At 44.0% G+C, this 14,298-nt stretch carries 5 protein-coding genes and 1 CRISPR repeat array (1 of these 6 cut by a window edge); all 5 genes read right to left on the bottom strand.

Annotated features, from left to right (window positions below; translation table 11 throughout):
• Positions 1 to 20: 20 nt before the first annotated feature.
• Positions 21 to 731 carry a LytR/AlgR family response regulator transcription factor gene (locus LVD17_RS04940; protein ID WP_233765140.1) on the bottom strand — a complete coding sequence of 237 codons (711 nt, stop codon included), beginning with the start codon at positions 729 to 731 and terminating at the stop codon, positions 21 to 23.
• The gene (locus LVD17_RS04935; RefSeq protein WP_233765138.1) at positions 728 to 2,716 is read right to left on the bottom strand and encodes a histidine kinase dimerization/phosphoacceptor domain -containing protein; all 1,989 of its coding nucleotides are present in this window, start codon (positions 2,714 to 2,716) and stop codon (positions 728 to 730) included. Before LVD17_RS04935 ends, LVD17_RS04940 begins: the two co-directional genes overlap by 4 nt.
• Positions 2,717 to 2,840: 124 nt before the next feature.
• The gene (locus tag LVD17_RS04930) at positions 2,841 to 10,379 is read right to left on the bottom strand and encodes a LamG-like jellyroll fold domain-containing protein (RefSeq protein ID WP_233765136.1); all 7,539 of its coding nucleotides are present in this window, start codon (positions 10,377 to 10,379) and stop codon (positions 2,841 to 2,843) included.
• Positions 10,380 to 10,818: 439 nt separating this feature from the next.
• On the bottom strand, positions 10,819 to 12,162 hold the full coding sequence (locus LVD17_RS04925; protein ID WP_233765134.1) for an OmpA family protein: 1,344 nt from the start codon (positions 12,160 to 12,162) through the stop codon (positions 10,819 to 10,821).
• A 157-nt stretch (positions 12,163 to 12,319) separates the two neighbouring features.
• Positions 12,320 to 13,420 (bottom strand): adenylate/guanylate cyclase domain-containing protein, encoded by a 1,101-nt coding sequence (locus LVD17_RS04920; RefSeq protein WP_233765132.1) that lies wholly within the window; start codon positions 13,418 to 13,420, stop codon positions 12,320 to 12,322.
• A gap of 280 nt (positions 13,421 to 13,700) precedes the next feature.
• Positions 13,701 to 14,298: a CRISPR direct-repeat array (repeat unit 30 nt; unit sequence CTGCTAATCGTACCTGAGAGGAATTGAAAT) (it continues 2,208 nt past the right edge of the window).

Here is a 14,298-nt window from a genome sequence, read left to right as displayed (position 1 = left end):
CAATATTTTATGCCGGCAACCTAAAGTTTAAGCTCTGGTAATTGTAATAAGTTTTCTCGATATTTTTTTGAGACTGGTATGCTGGCGGGAGGCAGAAAAACTGCATGGTTAGAAATAGCTTTGATATAACTCGTGTTAACTGCATATCGCTGGTGCACCCTGATAATGCTTATCGTGTGTAGCAATTCTAAAAACGACTCCAGCTTTTCCCTGATGGTATACCTCCCTTCGACTGAGTATATGTCAATATAATTACCATCAGATTTAATATATAAGATTTTGGCCACCTCAAGTTTTATCTGCATGCCTCGGTTCTTTATAAAAATAGAATGATCTTCAGAGGGTCTTGTCAGTTCAGAGCTATAAAATGACCTGATAGCAATTGAAATGGTCGTAATAAGCGTCGGCTCGTTATAAGGTTTCATCAGGTACCCATTAGGGTGGAGCGCCTTGAGCTGGTTCAGCGTATTTTTATCACCATATGCCGTTAGGAATATTAACGGCATATTACGGCCAGACCTTATCTTTTGCGCCAGCCAGATGCCGTCATGTTCTCCGGTAAGGTTGATGTCTACCAGCACAATATCAATATCAGTGTTTTTTATTTCGCTCCATGCCTTTTCTGCGCTGGCGGCGCTTCCCGCTATACCGTAGTCGTTATCTTCCAAAGATTGTATAAGCGCTGCACGGGCTACAGCCATATCTTCTACTACATATACTTTTTCCATCATTCGTCTGAAAATTGAACTGTTACAGTTACTCCATCTTTTCCCTTTATTTCTATGCTACCTTCCATTTCTTCCGCCAGCATATATATCAGGCGAAAGCCCATAGTTTTGGTCAGGTTTTTTTCAAAGTCATCGGGCAGTCCCTGTCCGTTATCACTGTATTTAAATACATACTGATTCGTTTTATTCATTACCATGCTCAGCTTTATGCTTCCCTTACCTGCTTCAAAAGCATATTTCATAGCATTAGTGAGGAGTTCGCTGGTTATTAAACCTATGGGTATTGCTTTATTAATGGATAAAAAGATGCGAGAGGCTGAAACCATAACAGTGATGTCATGTCCTTCGGGTGTGTCAAACAATTGTTCCGATAACTTATTGAGATATTTTTCCATCTGCACAGTGGAACCCTCTTCTTGCCGGTATAGCATTTCATGAACCGAGGCTATGCTGCTTATATAGTTCTGTGAATCATTCAGGAGCTTAAGCATATCTTTATTTGTGATTTTTTTTGACTGTATCCGGAGCAGGCCGGAGATCACCTGCAGGTTGTTTTTTACTCTGTGGTGTACCTCTTTCAATAACACCTCTTTTTCCCTGACCGAGGTCTGAAGGCTCTTTCTCTGGCGTTCTATAGTGTTTTTGTCCTTTCTTGATTTGAAGTACAGACAACCGGTAATAGTGAAGAGCAGAAGGAGGAACCCTAAAACACACCATTGCTGAGTTGCTACTTTTTCCTTTACAATTAAGGCCTCCTTCATCTTCTGAAGGTCTTTATCCTTTTTCTTGCTTTCATAGCTTACCTTGGCTACCAGGTTATCACGCTCCATGCGGAGGCGCCTCACAGAATCTTCCAGGTGATCCGCCTTTTCGAAATAGATCATGGATCGCTTTGTTTCGCCCTTTGTCAGCAATATTTTGCCTTTAAGCTGGTAGCTCTCAATCTTAGTGTCGGTGTGTACATAAGAATTGATGCTGGCAAGCGTACTGTCAATATACAGTTCTGCAAGAACAGGTTTATTGAGGAACATATAGGCTTGTGCCAGTTTATAGAGTACGGCCGTCTGGACAGGATACCCTCCGGTGCCAAAACATGATCTGCGTTCTTCCTTATACACGGACAGGGCTTTGTCAAACGCTCCACGATCAAAATCAATATCAGCAATATTCCCCTTTACTACCATCTCAAAGCATTTTTTATATGCTGCGGATCTTTCTGCAACACCGTTCCTGTTAGGTTTTTTGAGTTCTGCAAGAGCCATTCTGTAATGCTCCATGGCTTTTTTATAGTTAGAAAGGTGATAATAACAAAGCCCGGCATTGTTGTGCATGCTCGAAACCATCAGTTGATTCCCAATAGAGTCAAAGGCTTTCATTTGCCGGATGAAACCTTTGGCAGCCTGAATGTAATTTCCGCTTTTATAATTGATCATGGCAATGTCATAGACTGTGGTAAATCCCTTCGCCCTCCAGCCATTTTCCAGATGTTGATATTTTTCCAAAAGGGGTATCAATCCGATGATCTCACTGTACGCCTCCAGCTGCCTGTAATTGTTGTACAGAATACCCGATATCCTGTTAATGTCAATAGGTGAGTAATATTCTTCGTATTCCAGCAGCTGATTGCCCAATCTTAAGGTTTGCTCCTGCCATTGGAGTTTATCAAACAACATAAGTTTGAGCAGCTTGTTAGAGAGTACGTCATGTATCTCTCCTTTATTTTTGCTCCATGTTTCGGCCTCGGATACTATAGGCAGGAGGTCCTCGTAAAAACACATCCTCCCGATCATGTTATCCTTAAGAAGATTTTTCAGGTTTTGAACAGCGTTAAATTCACTCCTTGAGGTAATGCGTGCCGGAAGATTTTTTTTAAGCGAGTCAGGCACAATGAATTGCCCTTGCAAAGGGGAGAGGTTAACCATAATTGCAAACAGAGTAATAATGAAGGTAGTTAGCGCCCTGCATTTACTGAGGTAGTGAAATAGCATATCGATAGCCGTGGAACAAGTATAAAGTTGGCAGAAGTTTATATAAAAAAAGCCACGGATTCGCAGCTTTTTTACTTAGGAATACAGAGCAGGGTACTTCCTGCCTGTATTCCAGCGTGTTATATTATTCCCGCTCTTTTATGCGCCACCAGTTAAAATTCCAGCTCTCGCCATTTCCGGTAGAAGTGATCGTGAACTCTTCTGTACCTTCTTCCAGTTCCACATAATGTGAGATAGTCTGCCAGTTTTGCCAGCCTCCTGTGTTAGGTATGTCCAGTTCCTGTGTAGTACCATTAACAGCCAGAGAAAGCTTTTGACCATCATTAGGAGAAGCTACCCTGTACTCAATTTTATAAACAGAAGTACCGGGTATGTTTATCTGGTTATATTTTAACCATTGGTCAGAATATAAAGACTCAACATCAACGCCACCGCCATAGTCCGAACATGTTCCGTGAGTTACCTGACTGCTTTTGTCTGAATAATTTTCAGCCTGGATCAGTAGGGGAGCCTCCGATATTCTCCACCAGTCAATATTCAGAAACTCACCGTGGCTCGACTCAGCCAACAGGCGGATATTGCATATACCTTTGGTCAGGTAAGCTAATTGGGAAACGGTGGTCCAGTTATGCCAATCGCCTGTATAGGGTATATCTATAGTGGCTAAATCTGTACTGCCATTGTCAGTCTGAAGCTTTATTTTTCCTGAGCAGGAGCTGTCATCACCGGCAATCCTGAATTCAAAGTTATAATAACCATTAGCAGGAATATTGATGTGATCATACTGTAGCCAGTCGCCATTCGAGATATTACCTGCATGCACAACGCCCGACCCATCATCATGCATAATTATTCCCTGCGACTCGGAGCAGTCCTCGGCCTGAATTTTCAACCGGAAATGTTCTCCCTTCTGATCAGGCGCAATATAGGCAGTCATATAGTTGTGCAACTGATTGGCAAGCTTTTGAGCCTCTAAATTTGGTAAATTCATAGACTCCACCAGTACAGCTATGTTTTCATCGATAATCCGGATGCTTGGTGGATAGCCGGCGTGCTGAATGGATGGCAGCTCATCACGCACCTGTTCTTGATAGCCCAGGAGTATCTTAATTACAATGCTGTTGCGTGCTATACTGATGTCGTCGGGCCTGTGGGTCTGGTTAGGTATTGTTACATGCTTTACGTCATCTGTATTTTCGGCATTCTCTTCAGGAGGTACACGGTTTACATAAGTTACCCTGTGAAACACCCTCCAGACATCATTGGGCCTGGTTAAAGCGTCCTTCAGTGCAATGGCATTGGGGTCATCCGGGTTGTCAAGCCAGTCTTTATCAATAATTTGCCTATCCGGGTTATTCGTTTTGGCCAGGGCATTAAAGTTTTCCTTATCCGGATCGAGGTAGAAACTCATAAAGCGGTATCCTAACACTTTCCCCGGGCATGGGGCCGCCTGGTAATTGATCGGGTACTGTCCGGCTTCAACGCGTGGTGTAAAGCTCGCCAGGTTATCGTTTACTACCACATTAAATATGCCTGCGGTGTCTTCCAGGATATAATTTTCATTATCGACCTGGGCAATGGTATAGTTAGTTGTATACTCATCGGGTTGATACCGAACCCTGATTTTAGTTACTACTCCGGCATCGATCAAGGCGGCAGTCAACGAATTTGCAGGGTTGAGGTAATCAAAATTTCCCGGGGTTGCCGGTCGTTTTCCCCAGCCATCAACAGCTACATTTTCTATAGGTATTACCTGCTTGCCAAGAAAGCCTTCGCCATCTACTTTGGACTGGAGGTTGAAGGAGGCGGTGTCTCTGGAGGCGCTGGTATGAAGGCCTTCTATGTTACCGCTTAGCCCTAATTTAAAATCGCCTTCGCCACCGAAATTCCATCCCATTCCAATCAAAAATTCAAACTCTCCCTTTATATTGTAGGAAAGCTCTCCTTTGAAATTGAGGCCAACAGCCTCTCTTCTGGAGGCGCCTTCTGAGATTTCTTCGCTAAATAAGCCCCCGTCTGCTGTCCATACATAGGTATTGGCAATGCTTCTGTTTGCAACTTCTTTTAACCAGCCTTCCTTCGATCTTAAAGCATTGGGGGTGGCAGCTCTTAAGCTGGAAAAGTAGTTTTCATATTCAGCTTGCTGGCGCCTGATTTTTTCCTTTGTGGCATATGCTTCCTGCACTTTGTAGTAACTCCCTTTTTCAGAAACACCAAGGTCTCTGTAATTAATGTCCTTATCAAAGCCGATGCAACCATCCAGAGAACCGTTTTTTACATAATTAGGGTTAAGCTTAAACATAATGACATTAGTATCCGGCGGAATATTTGAATCTGCAACGGGCAGGTAGCCCAAAGTAGCCCCGGTGCGTTTTGAGCGGACTGCATAATAATCGGCAACCAGTGACTTGACAATGGCGGCTCCCATATTGTTGGGCCTGTAAATGCGCCTGGGCTGAACGCCAAGCTGGTTATGAGGAAAATTGCCCAGATTGTATAGGTTCTGTTCAAAAGCCCCATCCATCACAATGTCACTACTGGTTTGTTTATTCTGAGAAACACGACCACTGGCTACCAGTTGTGCACCTGCCTCCAGCTTTAATGTAAAACCTGCTGTCCCGGAAAAATCACCGGTAAAAATATTTGTTTTCACAGGAAACGAAATACCTATACTTGCTTCACCCTCTGCCCCTGAGGTTATCGTTCCTGATAAAGAGCCACCTCCGTGTAGGGTACTAATACCACTGTAAATCACCTCATCACCCTGCTCCAGGGAAACACTCGATGCCCCCAGATACTTATCAGGATTGCTGGCCTGCTCTATACTGAGATTCTCACTGGGCAATGGCGGTGCACCTTCTATAAAACCGATGATCTGTGCATTGGTCTGTATTTGTCCCAAATAAACCAGCTCCGTGGCATCGGGTTCCTGGTCAGTATCCAGCAGCCAGGAGGTGCCGTCCGACCTGATACCTATGTGTACGCGTCCTGCGCCTGCATCAAGTTCGGCAATTGCAGGGGGAGCGCTGAGGGCCATATTTGCAGCTTCCTGTGTGGTAATGCCATTACTGATATTGATGGCGTATTGCACGTCATCAGAAACGGGAGGTGGGTACAGAAGATTTGAGGTGGCGTCAGGCCAGGATTGCTCTGCTACATAAACTGTTCCTGAATACGATAAAAACTTAGCATCGCAGGGGTCAGTAGTCATGTCGGATAGTCCTACTGAGTTATCGATCCCGGCACCCTGGTTGTCATTGCAGGGCCAGTAGGCAACTAACCCTTCTTCATCACCACGTAAGGGGTGTTGCATGGTTTGCCTGATGTCTCTTTGTTTTCTCTCTACATTCCACAACCTTACTTCCGCCAGGTAGCCGTTATAAAAATTAGATCCATCGGGTGATCCCAGCCAGGCCCGATCTACCATATTCACGGTACCAATATTGACAGTATCTACTTTTTGGCCATCTACAAACAAAGTCCAGTATGAGGTGATTGGTGTTGGCACCCAGAAAGGATCTTTATCATCGGCATTGTCAATATTTCTGACACCCATAATTTTTCCCGGATTACCTCCCGTTTCATCATGTACCTCCTGGCCCTTACCTGCGTCAAAGCTCCAGTAAGCAGCGAGGTCAGCGTGTTCCGAGGGTTTTTCAATGGCTCTTTTTTGATAGTAGGTAAGCTGCTCCGGCAGTCTGACGGTGGTCCATATCCGGATGTCATCCACAATGCCTGAAAGTATGCCGGAACCGGCTTCGTCAGTTTTACCTATAAAAGGTGTTGCGTCACTATCATCCAGTTTGGCAGGTACTTTATTCTGATTTATCTGGCTATAGACAGGAGTATTGTTATCGATAAAAATTGCCAGTGAAGCCTCAACAGGTGCTGCATAAAAATAAGCATCTCCCTGAACTTCAGTGCTTACGGAATTAACAGCATTGGTAATACGAGGCTGGATGCTAAAATCTTCTCCAAAATCGGTATCGCTTGGTGGCGAATCCAGCTTCCAGTAACCGCGCAAGCCAGCTTCAGCCGTTGATACCGGGGTGTTCAAATGATCAATAATTTGCTGCTGTGTTCGGGCAGTGGACCAAAGCTTTACTTCTCTCATGCCGCCCTGATAGTGTTTTTGTATTCCTGTACCACTATCATCCAGTGCGGCACCCAGCAACCAGCCCGACGCCGGAAGGGCCGAAGGCTTTTGATAATTGGATACGGTTATAGTATCTTCCGATTGGGAAACACCATTGATATAAACATTATAATTTAGCTGAGAAGCACTTAACCAATCGAGCACTAATGCGATATGGGTATCAGCACTTGCATCTTCGCTATTATCTGCAAAAGGTATTTTTATACCTGTAGAGTATGTATTTAAATGGGCAACATGGGGAATGTAGATACGAACTTCCAACTCTCTGTCACTCTTCAGTACCAGTGAAAATAAGGAGTGCTGGCCATCCTGTCGTCCGCAGGATATTAGTGTTGATAAATCACTGCTGCTGGTTTTACTTTCAGGCCGGACCCACATCTCAACGGTCATGGCGTCTGACAGGCCTTCATTTTGTAACACTTGGGCATAGGCATTATTGGAATCGCTGAAGTAAAGCATATTTTGAGCCCCGGCGGCCTGGTATACACCACTGAGGTGGGTCCATTCTCCGGCCTTGAGCGTATGGGGACCTGTTGCTATATATTCATCACCGTTACTGTCATGGATAGTGAATACAGGTTTTCCGTCGGTGTCTAAGGCCAGCATAAACCTCCTGTCATTCTCAATATCTGCCCATTGTGATATGATCGGTTGAACTTTTTCATTATCAATACTTTGCTCATCCGGGCAAACCCAGGCTTCTACAGTTATGGCTTTGCCTGGCTGGCGCTGGAGCTGGCCACACTTCACATAGGCCTCATCATGCAGGTGTAGTCCCCAGCTGGAATGGTATGCAGCTGCCAGGTGTGTCCAGGTCGATGTATCCGGAATCGGCTTTTCTGAGATAGCTATTACGGTATCATCTCCTTCATTTTTGGCTGCGTATAATTTGTTCTGCCCGGTTAATGAAAAAATATATGGGGTGTCATAACCCTGATAAAGAATAGCATTGTCATTGTTATGCGTCTGGCTGATGGCCCAGGCTTCTATCGTTACATCGCCGCTGATTTTAAGTTTCTCACTTTCCGGGAGCTCAAACATTGCATTTTGAACGGCTGCAGGGACGGGATCCAACACCCAACGAGGGTCAGCACCTGCCATATAGGTATATTTTATGGTCGTCAGGTCTTCAGGTACGGACTGGTCCAGGTCTTCGTCCAGCTGGTGAATACCATTAACAGCAAACAGCAGTGAAGCATGCGGCCTTAAACGATCAGGCAGCTCAGTTTCACTTATTGTTTCTCCCTCATTTGTACGTGTTACATTGTTTGCATAGTCATATTTTGTGGGTGCATCCGGCTCTTCCGTTGAATCCGGCATGCGGCCATTAATAATGTCTACAATGTCAGAAAGTTTGGCTGGGAGGTTGGTCCACGTTTCGCACACTCCGGAGCCGTTAGTACCAAAGTCAGCCGTTTGGTTTTCTGCCATGATGATACTTAAGCGCCCTTCATTATCCGAGTCGTCTATGATCTCTATCTGGCATTTGTTAAAATCAGTACCTGCAGAGAGTGAGGTGAATAGCAGCCTGGCGGTATCTTTGGCCTCTTCAGGATTTTTCCAGGAAAGGACGGTTTTCACCCTTTGAGTGCGTGTGTCATAGTGCAAAGAACCCCAGTGGTCGTTATCCGTCCGATATGCTATACGGACCAGGCCGTCTGCACTTGGCAGTAGCGAAACGGAACCAATATTTTTGATGTCAGGTAGTAAAGTACCCCGGATACTTAGCAATCCGACATCTCTGGCCAGTACAGGCATACTTACTTGGGCAGGAGATGCTGCACTTATCCAGCGGCCACCTATCACTGCATTTTCATCGGAGGTATTGTCAGCACTGTTGGTTAAAGTATTACCCTGCCCTTCGTTTAGCTGATAGATTAGTTTGATATTGTTTTGGTTTGATACATCTATACTTTGATTACCAATAAGGTCTTCTTCAGAAAGATTTGTATTCCATACACGGATCTCACTTATGGCACCTTTGAAGTATGAATCACTTACCTTGCTGCTTTTTCCTATTGAACAGTGGATGTTATCGTACCTTAACGTTTGTCCATAGAAACCCTCGAATGCAGTTCTTCCATTGACATATAAATTTATGCAGCCGTTTGAAGCGATTGTCATGGACAGGAGCGTCCAGCTATTGGGTGATATGGGTGGTGACCCTGCCGGAATTCCTGTAAGTCCATTTAAATAAGCAAACAGGCTTAAGTTGAAATCTTTATCGATTTTTACACCAAAACTTTTGTTATTGTCAGTTTTCAATTCAATAACATATTGATCATGCTCAGGATCTTTGTATGGCATAATCCATGCTTCAATGGTGATGCCGCCATCAGGGGCAATCTGATGTGAACTTTGAGTAGGTAAACTTATATAGTCACTGCGTCCGTTTAGCTCCAGGGCGGTGCCGTAGAAAGGGGCATTTGCAGGATTTAAAGTGATGGGCGTTAAATCATTTTCCATCCATTTTTCGGTGGGCGAACCGGCAATCCTTCCGTTTAAGCCCAGGTCAAAGTCTAATACGCCGAAGGGTGTGTTATGCAGACTGAAACAAGCCAGAATACCTGCGTTGGTCAGCATACTGATAGAGTCTCCGTCTTTTGTATGTGCGGGTTCCTGTCGATAATAAACAGTAGCAGAAACGTTGCTTGCGTTGACGGCCAATTGATATATTGCCGAAGGCTCTATCAGAGGATATTTTGTGCCGGTGGTGTTAAGGCCAAAGCCATCCAGCTGCGACATGTCAAAAGGCACCTGGAATGATCCGGGAATAGAAAAGGTTGATAAACTGCCCGATGCAGCGAAGATGTGCCATACAAATTGCTTATCGACAGGAACCCTTACCACGTCAAAACAAGCCATGTATGACAGTTCTATATTAAGAGGTAAAAGGTATGCCGGTTCGGGAAAGGATTGTCCGTCCAGAGACTGACTTCCTAAGCTGTCCTTATCAGAGGCTGGTATATCTGCATTTTCGCTGCGTACGTAGCGGGTTTCCGTGGCATGGGCCAAATCCATGTTCTGCTGCCTGAAAACAAACCGGTCTACCAGTAAACCGAAAGGGAATGGCGTGTCGGCTGTATTATACCCCGATGAAGTGGGCGTATCGGGATTTAGCGATGTGGCTCTGAATAAGTAAATGTAGTCGCCATCAGACAGCACCACGAAAGGGTTGGCCTGGGTAAGTGATGCTGAGGTGTTGGGGTTTCCATCGGCATCCACGCCGGGTATGTCACGGGTGATCAAATTCATGCCCGGCACACGGAGTTGCGTGGCGCAGTCCAGAGCTACAAGTTCTGTCCAGCCGTCATCTATAGTGAGATCGCCGGAGTTGATGTCGTTTGCTACATCAGCACCTATTGCAGGATCAAGTACACACCAGTATACTTCGTCATACGCCTTACTGGTATCGTCTGAGCGTGTAGAGGCGAAGGCAAAGGTGTAGCCCTGATGTGTAATGGTTTTAACATTACTGAAGGTGCGTTCTTCGTTTCTGATTTTCATAGGTTATTAAATTTGTTGGTTTACTTGACTAATCTGACTTTTATGTGCCGCTTGTTCCGGTGGTACATGAAAGGGTGTATGAATCTCAATTTTTTAGCAGCGTTTTCACAAAAATTGTGAAGCATGGATGGTTTTTTGTGAAGTATGGATGATTCAGGTTTATCGCAAAGGGGCAAGAGACTTGAATGAGTCAATTCAAATAAACTGTGATACCGCTGTCAGGTATGCTTTTTTTACAAGCGCAAAGTTCGGCGGTAAGAGTAGGGAAGTGAGATGAACTGCCGGGTGTGCTAAATTGTAAGTGGCCTGTAGGCTACAGGCTTAAGGTTTTCTGCTTTTTCAATTACCAGGAATCAGCTCCGGCGGAGAGATGGTGTAATTTAGACTTTGATACTAATGATGGGCACTCGGTAATCAACATACCGGGTGCCAACCATATTTATAGTTTTTTCAACTCCACGCGCCTGTTTTTCGCTCTTCCGTCGGCGGTGCTGTTGTCGCCTACTGGCCGGGTTTCCCCATATCCTTTAGATTCCAGCTGGGTACTGCTCACCTTATATTCAGTAGTCAATATTTTGGCTACTTCCTCGGCTCTTTTTTGAGATAAGCTGAGGTTGTAGTTGTCGTCACCCTGTGAATCAGTATGGCCCTCAATAAGAATTTTGATAGCAGGATTATCGTTGAGCATTTTAGCGATTTCTCCTATCAGCGGGTATGACTCCGTCTTGACATTGCTTTTGTCAGTATTAAAATATATACCATATAATGCTATCTTCCCTTTCTCATCCAAAGTTACTTTGATAGTAGTCTTGTCTAATGAAGTAGTAACCGAAAATGGGACCGGCTCCAAAAGGTCGGGGCCCGTTTCGGCATAAAACATCCTGGCCTGATACTCCCCTTTAATTGAAGGTGCTTTTAATTTGAACTGCCCTTTTAGTTTGGGGTTCAGGTATTGGTAATCAAGGTATTGATTATACTTGTTTTTGCTATTTTCAAATATGCCGATCCAGGCACTTTTAGCTAAATTTTCATGACCGATATAATCAATGGTAATTTCTTCACCTGCCTCGTAGGCCTTTTTGTTTAAAGTAAAACTAATCCCTGTTAAGTCCGGTTGCCCCACTCTAAAGGGTACCCGGGCGGTCAGCTCTCCCTGCTCAGCCGGGTAAAACCTTAATTCATAATTACCGGCTTGGCCTGGTGCAGTGAGGGAAAGGGTTGCTTCATGGGGATTTGATACGTAACTGTATGATTCATACTGCCGGGCATTTTCAGGGTCAACCGTTGAATTAAAAATGCCTATCCATGAACGTGAATCCATGGCATAGGTGGTCTTGACGCTAACTTTAAATTCCTGCGACGGTTTTATCTCTTCGGTAAGAATGGTAATCGTATATTCATCAGGTGTTATAGCGCTAACTACCAATTTGGCAGCACTGACAAATTTACCCGGATCTGATGAGTAAAGCCTTAACTCATATTCTCCCCTTTGTGGTGGGGCAGTCATTTCCAACACACCATTTTGGTGTGCATTGATATAGTTATATGAATAGTAACCGGAGGCGTTGCTCTGGTTTAGATTTGGTTTGAAAATCCCCAGCCAGGCCTTATCATCCATTGAGCCTGCCAGGCTTACCCTTACCTTGAATAGCTGGCCGGGTTTAATATTTTCGGTTTCAACTTTTATAGAAGCTTCAAGATTGGGCTGCACAAGCTCAAAAGCAAATATGACGTTAGTCAGAAAAAGGAGGGCTATGCCAGTGAGGTGAAGTTTTATTTTCATTGCTTTAATTAATTCTTATTAACAAGCTCTAAAATACAATTAATTATTTGATATGAAATAGTTTGTTATATTTTAAAATAAGTATCCATTGCTAAAATAGACCAGGGAAATAACATCCTTAGGGTGCATGGGTATCTCCTTTAAAGAAAAATCCTTTTCATTTTCCGGTCATGCTTACAGTGAAAATTTCCATGGCTTCGTTTCTGCCCCTTAGTTCCTGAGTGCCTATGGGCTGTAAACTATATTTTTCATCAGGCCGCAACTCATTCACCAAATCTTTGGAAATGATGATGTCCACCTGGTAAGTGTTACAAAGTCCCTGAATTCTGGAAGTGGCATTCAGCACATCACCCGTAAAAATGATCTCCTTCTTGAGAGCACCGATCTCTCCCGTAGTGACCTTGCCGCAGTGTAGTCCGGCTTTAAAGGTTGGGGCAATACCAAATTTACTCAAATACCAGCCAGACCTTTTGTCCAGATCTGATTTCATGGCAAAAAAGCATTGGACGCAATGGTTGTTTTCAATTCCCTTCTCAAAGGGCCACGATACCACGATTTCATCACCGATGTACTGATATACCTCCCCATAGTTCCTCAGAATAGCATCCGAGAGGTCGTCATAATACTTTTTGAGCAATTCGAAGTACTTGATGTGGCCAAGCTTTTCAGCAATGGTGGTCGATGATTTCATGTCGAGGAACATAAAAACCCTTTTCTCTTCTACCGGTGTGTGATATTTGCCCGTAAAAAAGTTAAATAATATTTTCTGGCCGATATTTTCGCTGATTTCAGCGTAGAAAAGCGAGATGAACAGTGATACAGCCATTTGCGCGCTGGTGCTGACATTGCCCAGACTGGTCAAATAACCATAGAACCTCTCCCAGACCAGGGGATCGAATACATGAGTACGCAACTGTATACTTACAGCAATGGGGAAGGCCACAAGAACTACGGTAAACAGAAAAAGAGAATAGACCAGGAGTTTATAGATGATTTTTGTAGAGAAACTCTCATTGGAGAATACTTTTTTGAGCCACACCACCTCAACAGCACCTATAAAAAGCCCGACACCTAAAACCACAAGACTGGCAAAAACAAATATATCCGGGCTCATCCGTATGGCCGCAGCCGGGCCATAATTTCCCTGACCGATAGCAGCATACTCCACAAACAGAAATGTCCAGCCCAAAAGCAGCCATATGAGCCCGAATGGAACAATGCGGCTGATAGTCCTTTTGGTTTGCGGAGATAGAGACATAAGCTAAAAGCCTGAGTGATTAATCCCGACGAACTTAATGATAATTTAGGATTTAGGAAAATGAGTCTTTTGTCGTCGACCTCGGGGGCTATTTTATGCCCGCATCCCGGAAGAACTCAAAGTATAGGTGCTATAGCTTGAAAATCAGATAATTACATAGATCGTCGATCCGCAGGTAAAATCGTATGATCAGGGACAGACGATTTTAGCAGATAAATAATTGTATAGAGAAGTTGATTTATTTAGAAATTAGAGTGACTTTTACTTACAGGCCCAACGGCTGCTAATCGTACCTGAGAGGAATTGAAATATGGTATAAGCATGGAGCCGATACATACGATATAAACTGCTAATCGTACCTGAGAGGAATTGAAATACATGGGTGCTAGTCTCATCATTACTTCTGATTGTACCTGCTAATCGTACCTGAGAGGAATTGAAATTTGAATAACATCCTTCGTGTCGTCCTTCGCGCTACTGCTAATCGTACCTGAGAGGAATTGAAATTACAACAAGGGGGAGGAGGCGGAGACTTCCTAGGTCTGCTAATCGTACCTGAGAGGAATTGAAATCCTCGTATACGGCACCGGAACAGTAACCGGAAACACTACTGCTAATCGTACCTGAGAGGAATTGAAATAGGAATAACGAAAACAAAGTACTACAAAAATGATCTGCTAATCGTACCTGAGAGGAATTGAAATTATCTGCCAAGCTTCTGTAAACTTCGTCAAATCCCACTGCTAATCGTACCTGAGAGGAATTGAAATGTCCATGTAAGTTTTAATGTTAAAATGATCTATAAATCTGCTAATCGTACCTGAGAGGAATTGAAATTAATCACACTCTTGATTAAAATGATATCATCATTACTGCTA

This window comes from Fulvivirga ulvae, from assembly GCF_021389975.1.
Taxonomy (GTDB): Bacteria; Bacteroidota; Bacteroidia; order Cytophagales; family Cyclobacteriaceae; genus Fulvivirga; species Fulvivirga ulvae.
The sequence above is the reverse complement of the archived record's forward strand: the minus strand, read 5'-3'. Positions and strand labels throughout refer to the sequence as shown.